The sequence below is a fragment of the Phormidium sp. FACHB-592 genome (assembly GCF_014695795.1).
GTDB lineage: Bacteria > Cyanobacteriota > Cyanobacteriia > Leptolyngbyales > Leptolyngbyaceae > Stenomitos.
Genome location: NZ_JACJOZ010000068.1, coordinates 43,952 through 62,494 on the forward strand (window position 1 = coordinate 43,952; position 18,543 = coordinate 62,494).

13 protein-coding genes and 1 pseudogene are annotated in these 18,543 nt (G+C 48.5%); 5 read left to right on the top strand and 9 right to left on the bottom strand.

The annotated features are described in order from the left end of the window. Window positions 1-6 precede the first annotated feature (6 nt). Both H6F86_RS17505 and H6F86_RS17510 read right to left on the bottom strand, forming a co-directional pair. Window positions 7-1,746: a ShlB/FhaC/HecB family hemolysin secretion/activation protein gene (locus tag H6F86_RS17505; RefSeq protein ID WP_190450014.1), complete on the bottom strand. Its 1,740-nt coding sequence runs from the start codon at window positions 1,744-1,746 to the stop codon at window positions 7-9. 9 nt (window positions 1,747-1,755) lie between these two features. Beyond that, complete coding sequence (locus H6F86_RS17510; RefSeq protein ID WP_190450015.1) at window positions 1,756-4,746, bottom strand: filamentous hemagglutinin N-terminal domain-containing protein; 2,991 nt, start codon at window positions 4,744-4,746, stop codon at window positions 1,756-1,758. 204 nt (window positions 4,747-4,950) lie between these two features. Here H6F86_RS17510 and H6F86_RS17515 point away from each other — a divergent pair, with 204 nt between their 5' ends. Continuing rightward, the gene (locus tag H6F86_RS17515; RefSeq protein WP_190450016.1) at window positions 4,951-7,647 is read left to right on the top strand and encodes a CHAT domain-containing protein; all 2,697 of its coding nucleotides are present in this window, start codon (window positions 4,951-4,953) and stop codon (window positions 7,645-7,647) included. Window positions 7,648-7,999: 352 nt separating this feature from the next. Here H6F86_RS17515 and H6F86_RS17520 read toward each other — a convergent pair whose 3' ends face one another. Both H6F86_RS17520 and H6F86_RS17525 read right to left on the bottom strand, forming a co-directional pair. Then, entirely contained in the window at window positions 8,000-8,743 is a 744-nt protein-coding gene (locus H6F86_RS17520) for an IS1 family transposase (protein WP_190450017.1), read from the bottom strand. Window positions 8,744-9,883: 1,140 nt separating this feature from the next. Further along, the gene (locus H6F86_RS17525) at window positions 9,884-10,780 is read right to left on the bottom strand and encodes a LysR family transcriptional regulator (RefSeq protein ID WP_190450018.1); all 897 of its coding nucleotides are present in this window, start codon (window positions 10,778-10,780) and stop codon (window positions 9,884-9,886) included. 111 nt (window positions 10,781-10,891) lie between these two features. On the opposite strand from H6F86_RS17525, the gene ilvD reads away from it, so the two are divergent. Continuing rightward, the gene (gene ilvD / locus H6F86_RS17530) at window positions 10,892-12,565 is read left to right on the top strand and encodes a dihydroxy-acid dehydratase (RefSeq protein ID WP_190450019.1); all 1,674 of its coding nucleotides are present in this window, start codon (window positions 10,892-10,894) and stop codon (window positions 12,563-12,565) included. Between the two features lie 256 nt (window positions 12,566-12,821). After that, window positions 12,822-13,340 (top strand): GrpB family protein, encoded by a 519-nt coding sequence (locus H6F86_RS17535; RefSeq protein ID WP_190450020.1) that lies wholly within the window; start codon window positions 12,822-12,824, stop codon window positions 13,338-13,340. 122 nt (window positions 13,341-13,462) lie between these two features. Here the strand turns inward: H6F86_RS17535 and H6F86_RS31615 are convergent, their stop codons facing one another. The 5 genes from H6F86_RS31615 to H6F86_RS17555 all read right to left on the bottom strand — a co-directional run bounded on the left by H6F86_RS31615 (window position 13,463) and on the right by H6F86_RS17555 (window position 17,004). Next, a complete protein-coding gene (locus H6F86_RS31615) occupies window positions 13,463-13,738 on the bottom strand; it encodes a GNAT family N-acetyltransferase (RefSeq protein ID WP_199305349.1) in 276 nt (91 codons plus the stop codon). A 6-nt stretch (window positions 13,739-13,744) separates the two neighbouring features. Beyond that, window positions 13,745-13,942, bottom strand: a complete 198-nt coding sequence (locus tag H6F86_RS31620; RefSeq protein ID WP_199305350.1) for a hypothetical protein — start codon at window positions 13,940-13,942, stop codon at window positions 13,745-13,747. Window positions 13,943-13,987: 45 nt separating this feature from the next. Then, window positions 13,988-14,653 (bottom strand): glutathione S-transferase, encoded by a 666-nt coding sequence (locus H6F86_RS17545; RefSeq protein WP_190450021.1) that lies wholly within the window; start codon window positions 14,651-14,653, stop codon window positions 13,988-13,990. A 364-nt stretch (window positions 14,654-15,017) separates the two neighbouring features. After that, window positions 15,018-15,302: an HNH endonuclease gene (locus H6F86_RS17550; RefSeq protein WP_190450022.1), complete on the bottom strand. Its 285-nt coding sequence runs from the start codon at window positions 15,300-15,302 to the stop codon at window positions 15,018-15,020. Between the two features lie 319 nt (window positions 15,303-15,621). Then, window positions 15,622-17,004, bottom strand: a complete 1,383-nt coding sequence (locus H6F86_RS17555) for a cytochrome P450 (RefSeq protein ID WP_190450023.1) — start codon at window positions 17,002-17,004, stop codon at window positions 15,622-15,624. Between the two features lie 869 nt (window positions 17,005-17,873). On the opposite strand from H6F86_RS17555, the gene H6F86_RS33190 reads away from it, so the two are divergent. Next, complete coding sequence (locus tag H6F86_RS33190; protein WP_347240590.1) at window positions 17,874-17,987, top strand: HNH endonuclease; 114 nt, start codon at window positions 17,874-17,876, stop codon at window positions 17,985-17,987. A 47-nt stretch (window positions 17,988-18,034) separates the two neighbouring features. Next, window positions 18,035-18,252 (top strand): annotated as a pseudogene (locus H6F86_RS32345) (IS1 family transposase); the annotation flags it as partial. Window positions 18,253-18,543 lie beyond the last annotated feature (291 nt).

The following is an 18,543-nucleotide window of genomic DNA, read 5'->3' on the forward strand; positions in this document are numbered from 1 at the left end:
TTTAGCTTAAAACGGCTGGTAGCGTACTGAGAAGAAGAAACCGTTGTCTTGCAGCGAGTTTCCTCGATCGCTCACTGAAATTAAGGGAATGCCGTAGTCCAGGCGCAACGATAAACCGGGGATAATCAGCCAGCGCAAACCCAGCCCTAAACTGGCAATTGTCGCTGGATCGGGGTCAATATCTCGATTATTCCAAGCTGTACCGACTTCAAAAAAAGGTACTAGCTGTAATATTCTGGGGTCTAACGTTAGAGGAACACGAACTTCAACTGAACCCAGGATGCCATTGTCGGAAACCAGTCGATTTTGTTGGTAGCCACGAACGGTATCGACTCCACCAATACTGAAGCGTTCTAAGGATAGCAAAGGGTCTGGGGTGAGCTGAGCATCAATTCGTGCGACTAACAGATTTCTAGGTGATAGCTGCTGCACCCACTGAAATTGCCCTAACCAGGCAAAGAACTGCCCGTCAGTCCCCGTGTTGTTAATCGTTGCATCAAACGCATTGATCCCAAAACTAAACTGAGAACGAGCGGCTAAGACTCGTCTTATGCCACGATCGACCCAATCTTGAGAAAAGCGAAGCACCGTCACTTTGGCTTTTCCATTTTCGGGACCTTCTGTGAAGGAAAAGGGAATGTCGTTAAGAATATAGGTTTGGCTACGTCGCAGATCCAAAGATAAGCCTAAGGCAAATTCACGGGTAGGTGTTCTGATGATCGGTTGACGCAACCCAAAAGCATAGGTTTGAGTTTCACTTCTGATCCCGACATCCCGGAAATCTGCTTCAGTGATGCGGCTATCGCCATTGTTGTAACGGAAGCTAAGAGTACCATTACGAGCATTGATGGGAATCGAATAGCTGATGTCGTAGAGGTTGAGTCCTTCGGTACGACCGTATTGGGCTGCTAAGCGATCGCCAAATCCTAACAGGTTATCATGACTCGCTTCTATGCTGCCCTGGATAGAGCCAATGCTGGGCGATTGATTATTGTCCATGCCGATCGCTGTGTGAAAGGCGGGGGCTTCTTTAAGAGAAACTCGTAAGATATTGCGACCAGGAGTGCTGCCTGCGGCTAACTCGGCGTTCACTTGCTGAATTAGAGGATCGAGTTGCAACAGTTGCAGGGCTTGTTCCAGGCGTTGTTGGTTTAAGGGAGGGGAGGTGGCATGTTTGAGGCGCGATCGCACATAGCCTTCTCGCAATTGCCTTAGCCCACCGATTTCAATTTGTTCAAGTTCGCCCTCGACGACTTGAATTTGAACGGTACCACTGCTGAGATCTTGATTGTTGGGCAAGAAGGCTCCAGAGGTGATGTAGCCGTTTTTAATGTAGAGCTGAACAATCGCCGAGCGCAGTTGAAGCAATTCTTCAAATGTGACGGAGCGGTTCTCGTAGGGCTGGGTTAAGGCAGTGATTTCGCCTTGCAGGACGGTGTTTCCCAGCACGGCTACTTTTCTGATGAAGAAGCGATCGCTCGAAGGGGGAGCCACTTCAGGTGACTCTTGGGTTGGGGGAGTTTGCAGTTCGGGTTTGGGTGGTACTGTCGGCGTTTCACCAGGGAGCGGACGGGGCGATTCAGAAGGTCTGGGAATCGTTTGCTCGACCGCGTCAGGTGCGGTTGGGGGAATGGTGACGCCAGATGAGGGGGTGGATTGAGCGATCGCACACAGGGTAAGGCAAGTTGGGGTCGCAATGCCAGAACCTAAGATGACAACCCACCGATTGATTGGGTACAGATTCATAGTGTTGAATTAATGACATTCTCGACTCATTACGAGTTTGCCGTTTGAAAGTTGGTATACACCCTGCGGTTCGACTATGGGGTCGCCTTTCTGCCAGGGACGATCGAGGCTGGAGTTTAAGGCTGTACTGTCACTGGGTAGCGTTTCCATATCGACGGTGGGAAAGCTGGACATTTGGACATCGCCAGGACGCTGCGGTAAGCCTCCTGCGCCTGTGATGGTAAAGCGTCCCTGGGTGGGTTGATTGCGGCGAACAATGCAGCTAGAAGCCAGAATGCTGTCGGTGTTGATCTGGTTTTCCGGTAGCTCGGTGAGGCTGTTTTGGATAAAGGTAGTGTCCGGTAAGAGGATGGTTCCTGAAGCAATGGTACCGGTGGCATTGACATCAACTCGGTCATTGCCCTCCAGTGTGGCAGGGTTTGTGTTACGAGGTGCCGGACGGTAGTGTTCGCCGAAGAATGCTGGAGTATCAAGGTTGATATTTCCACCTCTGCCATCACGAGAAAAAGCCAAAATATCACTATCACCAAACGCGAGGATCGAGTCAGCTTTCATGTTAATGTCGCCGCCGCCGCCTTCACCAGAAGCAACATTACTTACAATGTCACTATCACTAAACAAGCGAATAGCACCAGCGTTAATAGTAATGGCACCTCCGGCAGAGCGAATCGTGTTTGTTTGAATCGTGCCATTGTTAGCTTCTAGGGTGTCTCGAACTGTAATGTCGATATTGCCTGCTGTTCCTTCTCCAATACTACGGCTGGATATGACTGCCCCATCGCGCACTAGCAACCGCCCCGCGTCAATCCGTAAAGCATCCCCTGCATTCCCACTTCCATTACTTACAGTAAACAAGCCACCAGGACCATTTGCTCTGGTACCAGTCAGCTCAACCAAATCAGTTGCTTTAAGAAGCAGCCTGCCGCCCTTGCCTTGACCGAAAGTACTAGCTGATACCACTGCGCCATCGCGCACCACTAACCGTCCCGTGTCGATCGTCAAGGCCCCTGCATTCCCACTCCCTTGACTCTGAGTAAATAAGCCACTAGGAAACTGACCATTGGCTGTGGCACCAATCAGCTCGACCGACTCAGCAGCGGTAATCTGTAAGCTGCCGCCCTTGCCTTGACCGAAAGTACCGGCTCCTACCTGTGCTCCATCCTGCACTCGCAAGCGTCGCGTATTAATCCTTAACTCCCCTGCATCCCCGCTTCCTTCACTCTTCGCAGATACACTACTAGGAACCCGACCATTGGCTGAGGTTCTTATTACCTCGACCGACTCAGCAGCAGTAATCTGTAAGCTGCCGCCCTTGCCAAAACCTAAAGTATTGACTAATATCTGCCCTCCATCACTTACCAGCAAGCGCCGCGTGTCGATCGTCACATTTCCTGCATTTCCACTTCCTTGACTCACAGCAAATAAGCCACTGGCAAACCGATTATTGGCTGTGGCACCAATCAGCTCGACTGATTGAGCAGCGGTAATCTGTAGGTTGCCGCCCTTCCCTGTACCGAAAGTACTAGCTGCTACCTGTGCTCCACTCTGCACCAGCAAGCGCTGCGTGTTAATCCTTAATTCCCCTGCATCCCCACTCCCTTCACTCTGCGCCAACAAAGCACTGGGAACCCGACCATTGGCTGAGATGCCAATCAACTCGATCAACTCACTAGCCCTAATCTGCAAGTTGCCGCCCTTGCCTGCGCCGAAAGTATTGACTGATACTACTGCCCCATCGCGCGCTAGCAAGCGCCCCGTGTCAATGCTCACATTTCCTGCATTCCCACTTCCTTGATTCACAGCAAATAAGCCACTGGCAGCTCGACCGTCGGCTGAAGTGCCAATCAATTCGATCAACTCACCAGCCCTAATCTGCAAGTTGCCACTCTTACCTGTACCGAAAGTACCGACTGATACCTGTGCCCCATCGCGCACTAGCAAACGTCCTGTATCAATCCTTAGGTCTCCTCCAGTTCCCGCTCCTGCCACATCAGCAGTCAGCGACGAACCCTCACTCAAAAACACCTCGGTTGCCCGTACCAGTACCCCTCCGCCATTTTGTGTTCCTAAGGTGTCAGCCCAAATATTCGAGCCTTGCGCCATCTCCAACCGTTCACCTCGAATCTGAACGTCACCACCTCCTACTCCACTGGCATCTACAATTGCCCCGTTCGATAGTTTGATGTTGCTAAAATTACTCACCGAGTCATAACCCAACACAAAATCGTTCCCACTCTGACTCAAACTGACTTGACCCACTCCCGCCACACTGCTGAGTTCAATGCGTCCTTGGGCTGCGGTCAGTCGCCCTCCATCTAGCAGCACATCTCCACCTACTAGCGCTAGAGTTCGGTCCGATCGCACCTGGAGTCCTGGATTAAGACCGGCTGAATTACGTTGACCAAAAGAACTAGAGGCTTGGGAACGATTGACAATCGGTTGAGCAGCAACGGCATTAAACCACAATGCAGAAGGACTCACTGAGAGTAGATTACTTGTTGCGGGTTGGGAAGCACTGAATAGTCCCGTGTCGCCCAGCTTGACTGCATTCGCTGTCGTAGCCACAAAAGAACCCTGAACATCTAAACTGGCAGCAGATCCAAACACAATGCCGTTGGGATTAATCAAGAACAAATTGGCAGTGCCTAACACCCCCAACCTGCCTAAAATATTCGATTGATTCGCCCCAGTGATGCGAGCGAGAATGTTATCAATACCTGCGGGATTGGCGAAATAAACGCCTCGTCCCGCACCAATATTGAATTGCGAAAAACTATGAAAGAGGTTCGTGCCGCGAATTGCACCACTGTCAATGCGATCGCTTTGAATCCCCCGAATCGTGAGGTTAGGTGTTACGACAGAACTTTCAGCCCCTAGCGTATTATCTGGCACAATTTGAGCCAAACTCTCCTTTATTGGGAGCAAGAGTGCCCCGGTGATCGCAACGCTACCAACCAGCTTCAACTGCCAACCCTGATTGAGTAAGCTAAACTTCGTCATAGCTAAAGCCTCCAAAAGTAACTCAGGTATGCGATCGCATCGTTCTACTTCAGCAATAGTCATCTTAGGGTGGAACTAAGGCTCATTCGTGCAGAAATCAGGCTAATGCCAACAAAGTTACCAAAAGCAGCCACGTATCACCTCAGCACGGAATAAACTTAAAACCTCAGCTAAAATTCCTGTGGCAACTTACCCTATCCTTTCATGCCAAGCCGACACCGCCAATTCCGTGTCCGCCGCGTCCTAGTCGTTTTATTCCTCAGCAGCCTCACAATTTGCCTGTGGTTGAATCATCTTTCTTTTACTGGGCAGGTAACCTGGGGAACAGCAGCTACCGCACAATCTCCCAATCCTAGCCAACTCGTACAAAAAGGAATTGAACACTATCGGACTGGAGACATGCAAGCGGCGATCGCTGTTTGGCAAACTGCCTTAAGCGACTATCAAAGCACCAACAACCTTACCAACCAGATAATTGTTCGAGAAAAACTCGCCATCGCTTATCAGCAAATTGGTCGATTTGAGGCAACGATCGACCAATGGAAACACGCGATCGCTAACGCTCGTCAGCAAGGTGCATTCGTGCAGGTAGGACGGTTGCAGACAGAACTTGCTCAAACCTACAGTCGATTGGGACAAAATCAAGACGCGATCGCGCTTCTATGCGGAGCTTCTGAAATTAATGAGGATTGTATTCAAAGTGAAGGAAGCGCGTTGCAAATTGCCCGAAAATTGAGCGATCGTCAGGGAGAAGCGGCAGCTTTAGGAAGCCTGGGAGAAGTATATCGCCTTCGAGGAAATTATGACAAAGCGATTGCAGTTCTAGAGACTAGCTTAAAGATTACTCAGGAGATCAATCTCTTAGCTTATCGTTCTTCAGTGCTGAATGGTCTGGGAAATGCTTACTCTGGTAAAGCTCAACTCAATGAGCAACGTGCAGGTTCCGCTGAGTTAAGAGGCGCAAAGATTAAAGAGAGTGAATTCATTGAAAAAGCTGGATTCAATTACATAAAAGCTTTGAACTATTTCAACAACAGTCTCGAAATCACCCGCGCTCAAAACGATCGACCAGGGCAGATGCAGGGACTCCTTAATTTAATTCAACTTTATTACCGCTCAACAAACTTAAAGCTACCTAATACTTTAAATCAGGCAGAGCAAGCCTTACAAGAAGCTTTATCCCTACTAGAGCGTCTGCCCGATTCTGCTAACAAAGTTTTTGCAGCGATTAATTTAGCCGAACTCGAACAGCCTGTTGTTAAGAAGTCCACTTCGCTTCAAACTCAATGCCCATCCCGAAAACTTGAAGATGCACAAGCCGAGAAACTTCTGCGAACAGCCGTTACCATTGCTCGAAACATTCAAGATTCTCGCTCCGAATCGTTTGCTCTAGGTAAACTCGGCCATCTTTATGAGTGCCGCAAAGATTACAATAAAGCCTTAGAGTTTACCCAGCAAGCACGCTTTGCCGCCGACCAAAACTTACGCGCTAAAGACAGCCTCTACTTATGGGAATGGCAGGCAGGGCGAATTTTCAAGGCAGTGGCGAAAGAATCTGAGGCAATGGCTGCTTACGAACGTGCAGTTACAACGTTAGAGGATATCCGAAGCAGTCTGCTACTTGCACAACGAGACGTGCAATTTAGCTTTCGGGATACTATTAGTCCGCTCTACCGAGAGTTTGCTCGATTAAAGCTAGAACGGGCTGAATCGCTGTCGATCGCCAGTCAAGCGTACCAAACGGAACTGGATTCGGCACTCGATGCGATCGATTCTTTGAAACTTGCAGAATTGCAAAATTACTTCGGTAATGATTGTGTCTTTGCTGTTTTTGATCAAGAACGAGTTGATGATTTAGAGAAAGAAGATACTGCTGTCTTTAGTTCTATCATCATGGAAGACCGAACGGCGATCGTGGTCAGTCTCCCGAATCCTGAACATAAACTCAACCCTAAAACTAGAAGAAGAATAAAGAAGTTTCAATGGATAAGTGATACGGCAGAACTTAAAGAAGGAATCAAAAAATTTCGTTTAGATATACAGAAATTCTATGATCCCACTGACCCTTTTTTAGCACTAGCACAGAATTTATATAACTGGATTATTCACCCTTTCGCCTCTGATTTAGACGCAGCACAAATTGAAACGCTTGTCTTCATCCAGGACGGACTCTTACGCAGTGTTCCAATGGCGGCACTCCATGATGGTCAAGACTTTCTCGTTGAGAAATATGCCATTGCAACAACTCCTGGCCTGCGCTTAACTTCTCCTAAACCTCTAAATGTTCAAGGGCTGCGGACGTTAGCTTTGGGGTTAACCGAAGCAGCAACCATTGATGGTGAAAAATTTCAGCCGTTGGCAAATGTCACCGATGAAGTCGATCAAGTCACTCAGCTATTTCCAGGTAGCAAAAAACTCTTGAACGAACAGTTCACTCCTCAGAGCTTAGAGCAAGAACTGAAACAAGCAGTTTATCCGATTATTCACATTGCCACTCACGGTCAATTTGGCACGATTCCAGAAGATAGCTTTTTAGTGACGGGTCGTAATCAAAAGATTACAATTACTCAGCTAGAGAGCGGCATCCGCCGCTTCAGCACAGGTTCAGAGCCAGTAGAACTGCTGGCGCTCACCGCTTGTCAAACCGGGATCGGAGACGATCGGGCTACCTTGGGTATGGCTGGTATTACCGTACAGGCAGGTGTTAGAAGTGCGTTGGCTTCCCTTTGGTATGTCGAGGATGCTTCTACACAAGAACTCGTTGCTAGGTTTTACAATAACTTACGATCGTCAATGAGCAAAGCAAAAGCTCTGCAGGAAGCGCAGAAGACGCTGATTCATCAGAACAAGATTCACCCCACTCAATGGGCACCCTTTATCCTCATCGGTAACTGGCTTTAGAGCTTGAAGTTTATTCGCTGATTGTTAGCTGTTAAAGCATTACTTAATCGAATCTAACTAAAGTCAAACACAATTAGTTGAGAATTCAGTGCTATAACTACAACAAAAGTTACAAACGGCTTCAATACATCAACGAAAGTTAGAGAATGAATCAGCGAAAGTTAGAGATGGAAACTCTTTCCTGAGCTAGAAGACTAATCTGGCTAGAGCAGTTATGCTACGGAAGCCCCACCGTGCAAGCATACATCAAACTGTTCTTCAAAGCTGGTCTAACTGGTAGCGATCGAGTTTAACTAACTTCAAAATCTGGTAGTCTTTTTTAGTAAAGGATGAGGAAAAAGAGGGCATCTTCTCAACAGTTTGATAATTGCAGGCGAATCTGTTCGTTGTAGTGATGGATGAAATGCCAAATTGCGACGAGATGATTAGCCAATTCCTTAGAAAAGGACAGCGTCTTTCGCACTAATCGAGACACTCGTTGCCTTAAGGTATTGTTGAAGCGTTCTATATAGCTTGTTAAACCTGTTGCTTTGCCGACTGCACGATGCCGTTGACACGGGAGGACAGCCTGATAGGCATTACAGTAGTCGGTGTAAAGCATGGCGCATTGCCGATACACCCCTGGCATAGATTGCCACAACGCTAAAGCAGACTCTGCTGAACGCTCACCAATGTGACATCCCACAATCTCACGGGTCTCGACATCCAGCGCTAGCCAAACCCACTGCTTGTTCCCTCTGCCATCGACAAAGGACCACAATTCCTCCCTTTGTACGGCTAACGACCCTCTGGGTTTGGGCATCACCTGCATGTGGCGCGGCACCACCTTACAGCAGCGATTCACATACCCTTGTAACCAGGATTCTGAGAGCTTAAGCACACGGGCAATACTGAACAGCGGGATCTTCGCTAACAGCAAGCGGTCAATCATGACGATGCTGTCTTTTTCCCGAGGTTTCTGCTGCGGATTGTCCACAAACTGACGACCACAGTCGCAGCATTTATAGTTCTGTTTACCTCGTCTGGTGGTGCCATTTTTCATGCTGTCTTCGGAACCACAGTTGGGACAGCGCAGAAAGGGAGGGATGCTTGACATCGGAGATGAAGATGGCAGCAAGCCCTTATTTTATCGACCCTTTACGAAAAGGCACTACCTGACTGGTTTCCAGCGCTTGAGCATCATAGCAGTGGCAGCAAGCGATGCCATATTGTGGTGCACCCGTTAAGGAGCCGAACAGCTCATTTTGCTGATGATGTGATGGAAACAGCTTGTGGCTTACATAACTTTTGGCTCACGCATCAGAAGTTAGTGGCTGTCTAGATAGCAATTCCTGAAAAAGCGGCCTATTTATGGTTCTTTCGCTTTATCTCCGCTTAAGTTTACTGCTTCTCCACCAAAGGTCATTCGAGGTTATGCATCGCTGATGCCAACAAACCACATCTCGGATACAAGGCACCTACGGTGATCATTCTCTTAGCGCTTCTGCGTCAATTTTAATCTCAACACCTGACTGATAAACTCTCTGTTCCGTCGTTCGCGGCTGATCAAGCCGCCTGATCTGCCAATTGATACAACTTATCTCGAAAGCTTTGGGCAACTGCTCATCTCTAAGAACATTTGGTTACCGCTGCTGCGCTTTGATGTCTGGATTAAGTCAACTTTGATTACCAAATGGATTCGGCTGAAGAAGGGGTATGCAGTAGCAAGACTGGGTCTTCAATGAAGCAGAAATTGTGGTAGCAAGGCTTGGTCAGATCCCAGCCAAGATGTAACAGCCGCAAGGCAATCGGCGATCGAATTACTGTCCTCGCGGGGTTTGTTCTATGTTTGGACTGGGAAACGTTTAACTAAGCGGTCATTGGAAATCGGTCATTGTTTTCCGTAGTCAGTATGGGCGTGTGACGACCTGTGGAACTTGATACCTGCTGACCGAAAGGTAAATTAACATTAGAAGCTTGATCGCTTACCCAGTGCCAAGATCCTGCAAGCAGCCCAGAAGTGGTGGGATGAACCTTATCTTCAGGCAACAAATCCCTTCAAAGATCTAGTTTAGAATCAGGAGAAAACACAATTTCAATTGCTGTCGATCAAGAACTCTACATAGTTGGAATCGATCTACTCTATCTATGCATCCATCGAGCCAGTGAGATTAATTTAATTCAAGCCAAGCCGGACTAAATAATAAAGTTAAACAAAGGAGTTTATTTCGCTATCGGCGTAAAGCCTTTAAGCAGGCTAGGGACTTCTCTCCTTCATGTACTGTTTGACAGCCAACAAAAATTCGCATAGAACGGGCGTAACGTTGTCCGACCGCCAAGCGATCGCTATTTCAACTTGTGGTGTTGTCCCTGCTAGTGGTTTGTAGACAACCCCTGCCCGTTGCAAATTTTGGAGTGAAGCCGGAACGAGTGCAACTCCCATGTTCGCTGAAACTAAGCCAATAATTGTTTGCATTTGAACTGCCTCTTGCACCACTTTGGGACTAAAGTTTGCCTGCTGACAAAAACTCACAATTTGATCATAAAAACCCGAACCAAGATAGCGTGGAAACAGAATAAAAGACTCATCGGCAAGTGAGGCAATGGGAATGGTCGTTTCACAGGCAAGTGGATGCACCTCAGGTAACGCAACCACCAATGATTCCTGCGAAATTGGCTCCAATTCCAGGTTTTCATTCTTGAGGGGTGGATGACAAAAACCAATTTCAATTTGATGATTTTGTAATGCTTCTTCCTGTTGAGTTGTGGTTAATTCCCGCAATACAAGGTTCACATTTGGAAATTGTTGCTGATATTGAGACAGAATGGCGGGCAGAATGTCGTAGACAACGGTACTGGTAAAGCCAACAACGAGAGTTCCAGTTTCACCTCTGCCTGCTCTTTGAGTATCGCTGGTTGCCTGTTCTACCTGCGCCAAAATGCGGTAAGTCGCCTGCAATAACACTTGTCCTGCTTCGGTTAACTGCACCTGTCGCTTTGTGCGGCGGTCAAACAGTTCGACTCCTAACTCTACTTCTAGTTGCTTGATCTGTTGACTGAGCGGCGGTTGAGCGATATGCAACCGTTCGGCAGCCCGATTAAAGTGTAGTTCTTCAGCAACTGCCACAAAGTAGCGTAGGTGACGTAGTTCCATTTTTGATATGTTTCTCGTCTCAAATCTCTCAAATCATATATTGGACATACCTAAAAACGCTTCCTATACTCCAAGAATAATCAAGCATGAGCCTTCAAAGGGAGCGAAAAGATGTCAAAGAATTTGAGAAGCCAGAAAATTACACAGGGTTTGCAACGATCGCCCAACCGCGCACTTCTCCGTGCCGTTGGTTTCAAAGATGCCGACTTCACTAAACCCATTGTGGGAATTGCCAGTGCTCACAGTACCATCACCCCTTGCAACATGGGCATTGCACCCTTAGCCACAGAAGCCGAAGCAGGCATTCGAGCAGCGGGTGGAATGCCTCAATTGTTTGGCACAATCACCGTTAGCGATGGTATTTCGATGGGCACAGAGGGGATGAAATACTCGCTGGTCTCCCGTGATGTGATTGCAGACTCGATCGAAACGGCTTGCAATGCTCAAAGTATGGATGGGGTGCTGGCGATCGGCGGTTGTGATAAAAATATGCCCGGTGCGATGATTGCGATGGCACGAATGAATATTCCAGCAATTTTTGTCTACGGTGGCACGATTAAACCAGGGCACCTAAACGGGCAAGATTTAACTTTAGTGAGTTCTTTTGAAGCCGTTGGACAGTACAGCGCAGGCAGAATTGATGAGGCGATGCTGTATGCGGTCGAACGCAATGCCTGTCCGGGCGCGGGTTCTTGCGGCGGAATGTTCACGGCAAATACGATGGCAACAGCCTTCGAGGCGATGGGCATGAGTTTGATGTATTCGTCTACGATGTCCACGATCGATCTAGAGAAGGCAGAAAACACAGCACTGGCGGGGAAAGTTTTAGTCGAAGCGATTCGCAAACAGATTTTGCCGCGAGACATTATTACGCGAAAATCGATCGAGAATGCCATTTCAGTTGTAATGGCAGTAGGTGGCTCGACCAATGCAGTATTGCATTTTTTAGCGATCGCCCATACTGCTGAAGTACCGTTTACGATTGATGATTTTGAAACCATTCGCGAGCGAGTGCCGGTGCTGTGTGACCTCAAACCATCAGGGCGTTATGTGACGACTGATCTCCATGCCGCTGGTGGAATGCCCCAAGTGATGAAAATGCTGCTGACACACGGTTTATTGCATGGTGATTGCTTAACGATTACAGGAGACACGATCGCAGAACGTCTGAAAGACATTCCCGAAGCACCCCCTGCCAACCAGGATGTCATTCGTCCCTGGAGTAATCCCATCTATGCTCAAGGACACCTGGTCATTCTTAAAGGTAATCTGGCAACAGAAGGAGCCGTTGCGAAAATTACGGGCGTTAAAAAGCCCCAAATGACAGGACCAGCACGAGTATTTGAATCTGAGGAAGACTGTTTAGCCGCCATTCTTGCAGGCAAGATCAGTGCAGGCGATATCCTTGTGATTCGCTATGAAGGACCCAAAGGGGGACCCGGAATGCGAGAAATGTTGGCTCCAACTTCAGCAATTATTGGTGCGGGTCTAGGTGACGCCGTTGGACTGATTACCGATGGGCGTTTTTCGGGTGGGACGTATGGCATGGTTGTTGGTCACATTGCACCGGAGGCCTTTGTCGGTGGAACGATCGCGTTGGTGCAGGAAGGTGACAAAATTACTATTGATGCTCCGGGGCGATCGCTCCACCTACACGTGTCGGAGACGGAACTCGAACAGCGTCGTGTTACCTGGAAACCACCAGTACCGCGTTATACACGAGGCGTCCTGGCAAAATATGCCAGATTAGTTTCTACAAGTAGTTTAGGTGCGGTGACCGATTGAGTCCAGGTAACTGCTGGAGTGTTAAGGGAACTATCATTGCTGCTCTTTTGGGTGATTTCGGGTCATGGAAAACTCCAACATTTCTCAAGCCAAAATATAGCAGTTCTAAATCAGTTGTGAGATTGAGAAGCTTTGTGAGAAAGGATTCCAGTGGAATTATTTCTCACAATTCAGATAGGATCGCTATAGATGGCTTACTTATCCTGCCTAGTCAGCCCTAAGGTTAGGATAATATTTTCGTTGAATTGACGAAACTATGAAAGTAGAAGTTGTCCCGCCTGATCCTGCATGGCAAGAAGAGTTTCAGAAAGAGTCTAGGCAGCTCGCATGGGTGATGGGAGAAAACATCGTTGCCATCCATCACATAGGCAGCACTGCAATTCCAGGCATTTACGCCAAACCTATCATTGATTTTTTAATTGAAGTCAAAAGCATTACCACAACTGATGAACAGAACGGGGCAATGGCAGCAATTGGATACGAAGCAATGGGCGAATTTGGGCTTGCTGGTCGGCGCTACTTTCGGAAAAATCGTTCACCTGAGGTTAGAACCCACAATGCTCACACGTATGAATTGGGCTCGTTTGAAATCATTCGCCATTTAGCTTTTCGTGACTACATGATTGCCCATCCTAATGATGCTCAACAATACAGTAAATTGAAACGGCAGCTAGCAAAGCAGTATTCTCACGATATTGAAGGCTATATGGATGGCAAAGATAAATTTGTCAAAATAATGGAGCAAAAAGCACTGCTTTGGCAAGCAATGACTTGACGTAACGTTTAGAAACGATGATGGAGCGATTTCTCCAACTGGGAGCGATCGAAGTTTCCATCGTTTGATCTACAGTGGTGGCTGACAAAATGATTTAAAGCCAAGCGTAATCAGCCTGCATCTTATAGCTTCTTGAAATAGCGGGCGATCGGTAATAGTCTGAAACCGAGTTTTTCATAGGTATGTCGGGCGGGCGCATGACCTGGATCACCACCAGTTTCGACCATTGCAATCGACATTCCAGCTTTTTTCATCCAGTCAAGTGCGAATTGAGTCAAAGCACTACCAATACCACAACCTTGAAAAGCTGGATCGACCGCCACCATGTAGATTTCACCCATGTAAGTCTCTGCATCGAGTTTTACAGCCACAAAGCCTGTAATCGAGTCAGCATCCATCGCCACCTATACATGGGTATCCTCAGCAGTACAGACTGTTTCAACCGCCTGTTGCTGGCTTACACGCCAATCGCTAGGATAGAGTTCTCGGTAAACGTCAAGATCCATCACATTCTGAATCGATTCAAAGACCGGAGTCCAAGCTTGAAGCGAAAGACGAATGACGGCATCGAGCTGGTCAGCACTATAGGGTTCAATTCGCATCGGCTCGCAAACTCCAGTTGACGGCAATGAATTAATACAACTAATTTACAGTTGATATACGCCACCACGCTCTAACGCTCGTTTGTACGCTGGGTGAGAATGAATGCGATCGCAAAATTCCATCAACCGGGGACGATTGTTATTTAACCCACCCCGCGCCACTGCTGCCTCAATAGGAAAGCTCATCTGAATATCAGCCGCCGTAAATTCATTGCCAGCAAACCAGAGAGTTTTTCCTAGTTCTAATTCGAGATAATTCAAATGCTGGGTGATTTGAGGTGTAATAAATGCCTCTTTGGTACGACGTGTGATCATTTGCGCGATCGGTTTGGCAAAGAACGGCATCGGTTGCTGTTCAATGCGGTCAAAGACTAGCTTGAGTAGCAAAGGTGGCATTGCTGAGCCTTCGGCATAATGCAGCCAGTACGTATAGCGCAATCGCTCTAGTGTACCGGGTGGAGGTGCTAATCGCCCCTCACCGTATTGCTCTACTAGGTAGTCAACGATGGCTCCAGATTCCGCTAATGTGAGCGTTCCATCGGTGATCACAGGCGACTTGCCTAGAGGATGTACCTGCCGCAACGATATAGGTGCTAGCAGTGTTTTGGGGTCACGTTTGTAGTACTTGATGTCATACTCTAAACCCAGTTCTTCCAGTAGCCACAGGATACGCTGGGAACGAGAATTATCTAAGTGATGAACAGTAATCATTTGCTTTCTCCCTCTAGTCAGTAAGTATCAATACGATAGCTGTCGTCCAGTTCAGAGGAGAGGTGCTTGAGAGCAAGGAGATTAGGTGGGTTCTAGTAATAAAGCCCTAAATCCACATCTGATTTGAGTGTATGGTTGCCTCTTGCCCTTGAACTGCCCAGAGCGATCGCCACAATCCCCTTAAGCGACAGCAAGCGACCAACAACATGATGAATGAACTAGGGCAATTGCTGAGCCATCTTGCTTCGTCCCAGCGCTGGTTCTAAACAACAATTGGGTGCACTGGAGCAGCAAAACTCACAACTTCAGTGCACCCGCGACAGATTGCCAATCTAGAACTGATCTTAACGGCTTCAGCCCCGGTTCAGCGTTTGTGATCCATTTTCACCCGCTTATTGGGATCTTGCTTGTAAACCCAGGACAGAAATTTTTGTAGCTGTGAGTCTTGCTTTAGCTTCTCCAGAGTATTCAGGTGTAGTGCCAGGTGAGAGTTGTCATAGAGTGTGTGGATTTGTCGGTGGCAGGCAGAGCAAATTTGAATCGTTGGACTGGGGTCAAGACCTTTGCGTTTCGTCTTTTGACGGGGAATCAGGTGGTGTTCGGTAAGAGCAGGCATTGCTCGATGGCAAAGTTTGCAAGGCTGCGGCATCGCTGAGAAAGCAGTGAATAGTGGAGGACGGTGACACGTACCTTAATCTTAACGACCGCCCTCTCGGTACGACATCATCATCCCACTCACTCGGTTTACCTCCATCACACAGCCTGCAAAGGCTTTACTGCATCACGAAGTGATTGGCTCCCTTTGGTCTTGATCATCACTCTCTGTCAAACCGGATCTACTGGAGCCTGCCAACTAGCCTTAAATTGTGCTGAGACAGAAGAAGCTTCATCCCAAACAGGGCAGATGCGGCTCCAAGACAACAGCGTTTACCCCAAGGAGGAACTGCTTCGCAACGCTCCCTCCAATTTCACGCTCTATTGTCATGCCGCATACCTGTCACTTTCAGACTGAGGTGATCAGAGGGAGAAACAGTGATACCGCGACGGACCGGGCGCACCGGCCTGGAATTAACCAGTGACAGCTCAAAATTAGACATGATCCCATACAGCACCAGCTTCATTTCAAAGAGGGCAAAAGCGGCTCCAATACAGCGACGATCGCCGCCACCAAAGGGTAAATACTCGTAGGGTGAATACTGCCGCTCTAAAAACCGTTCGGGTCTAAATTGCTTCGGTTCTGGATAAACGGACTCACGATGATGCGCTAGATAGATGGATGGCATAATCACCGTTCCCGGTTCTAACGGGTAGCCTGCAATGTTGATCGGCTGTTTAACAAGGCGCGGAAAAGCACTAAGCGCGATGGGATACAGCCTCAGCGTCTCCTGACACACGGCTTGTAGGTAGGGTAAGCGAGCGATCGCCATTGGGTCAGCATCAGCACCCAGCGCATTAATTTCTGCCAGTAGTTTGGTTTGCACATCTGGCAGGGAGACAAGCCAGTACAGTGCCCAGGCTAAGGCAGAGGCAGTAGTTTCATGTCCAGCAAACAGCAGAGTAATCAGTTCATCCCGTAACTCCACAGCACTCATCGGGTGCCCTTCAGGATCACGGGCTGCTATTAGTAGTGCCAGAATGTCTGTTCGTCCGCTGTTGGGTTGGTTGCAGCGATCACGAATTTCGGCATAGAGCAGCGCATCGACTTGCTGTCGCCGTTGCAAAAATTCCCCCCAGGGGCTCCAGCCCCACTCCTTCTGCAAGAACGGGTAAAACAGAAACATTGCACCGAGTGGCGAACCAAATCCATCTAGCATCCGGCTCATGGTCTGGCGCAACTGCTCATACCGTTGTCCTTCCTCTAGCCCGAACACCGCCCGCAAAATCACCTGAAGGGAAAGGGACTGCATCGCTGGGCGCACTGCAAAGACTGTGCCGACCTTCCAGGAACTGGTGACTTCGGCTGTGATATGCCCAATCACTTGGGCATAGGAACGCATACGATCGCCATGAAAGGGCGGCATCAAAAGTTGTCGCTGCTGCTGGTGTGCGGCTCCTTCCAGCAGGACAAGCCCATGTTCTCCAATGAGTTCTTTCAAGATTTGATTGCCTTGTCCCGCGCTTAGCTGCTCTGGCTTGGCAGTGAAGATGGCTTCCAACGCCTGAGGACTGCTGAAGTAAACCAAAGGCGGTTTTGCATCGGGCTGAGAGACACGGTAATCATCCCCATACGCTTTACAGCGTGCCTCGATTGTTTCAAGCGGTTGAAAGAGAAAACGCAACCCCCAAAGGCGACGCTGCCAGATCGATGTTTGAGGCGGACCGTTGAGCGAACGACGAGAGGTACTTACCATGATCCGTTTAAATTTATGAGGACGAGCAGGTGCTGAAAGTGACAGTCGCATCATTCCAGGTTAAGAGCACACGCTGATCTCTAGGCACTTCCTCATTTTATCTAGTCCATCAGCTACACCTCATACCGATCCTTTGTTAAATGGTTGATCCAGTTCTGCCTTGACAGCGAAGCCTGAGACAGCAAGAGACCAACCATCACGCTCTATCAGCGGCTTGGTGCTCGCCTTACTCTCAACTAACCAGTCATTCTAAAGTTCAGAGCAACCATAGCTCCAGTGATTGTCAATCCCAACCACATAGGTTGTTGTGGGCGGATCAGTTGACCCGTAAGGGCGCATCGCTGGTCTTGCTAGGCAACTGCCCTAAACGTCGCTCAAAAATCTGATATGGAAAACATCGAGGAACAGAAGAGCAGTGCGGAGCCGCTCTCCTTTTGGGATAATTGCCGATTTCCATCATGCGGTAACTCGTCCGGTCTCGCCTGTCGTTCTACAAACTGCCACAGTACATCTCGAATCAGGGTTTGATAGCCTTGTTCCCCAGAAATTTCCTGCAATCGCTCTTACAGTTCTGGTTCCAGTCGGATACTCGTGACCTGCATACTTGCCCCTGGCACGGATCAACCTTAAACAGGCGATCATGCTCTGGTTACTGGACAGGCAGAGACTCTGGAGCCTAGCAGCACCCAGCAATGGGAAGTACGCTCTCCCAGTGTCGTACTACAAATCCCAGTTCACATTCGTTTGACTAGCGGTAATCCAGAGCGGCATTGGAAAGTTCCTCCAGTGAATCGTCGGGAAGCCTTTCGCCGCGATAGCCCACCTGTCAGTACTGCGGCAGTACCAAGTACCTAACGCTGGATCACGTCATTCCCCGCTCGAAAGGTGGAACCCATACCTGGGACAACGTAGTGACCGCCTGTGAGAAGTGCAATTCATGCAGAGGCGATCGCCTCTTACACGAAACCGGGGTAGTCATGTAGAAGTAATGATGCCACCTTGACTCCATCCTTATTTTCAAGCAAACGCTATGCCTCAGGGCCCCATCTGCTCCTCGGTGGGAGTGGTCAAGAACGGTAACATCCATACTGCTTCAAATGCCAGGATTGTGGTCGGCAATTTGTTGAAGACCCTGCCAATCAGCCGATTCCTCAAACTACACGTGACTTGGTTGACAAATTGCTGCTGGAACGCTTGGCATTAGCGGCAATCGTGCGGGTGACAGGTGTGTCTGAGCGATGGTTGCAGATGGGTTCTGTCGCAAACTTATTAAAGTGGCAAACGGACTGTACTAGTCGTATTGTCTTAAGCGGCCCCCCGCAGCTTTCTCCGACGAACTTCGCTTGAGACACACCGTTCCCTTGGCTGCTTTCGTTCACTTGTCCTTTCCGCATCATCTTCATGGCTTCAATCCCACTCAACGTGCTCCTCGCACGGTTGAATGACTTGCATCCCATCCTTGGTTTGACAAGCCGCTTGCTGTTTCTGTGCTCCGGCTCAATGATGTGGTTCAAATCTTGAAGCTGTCGGAGTGCTCTG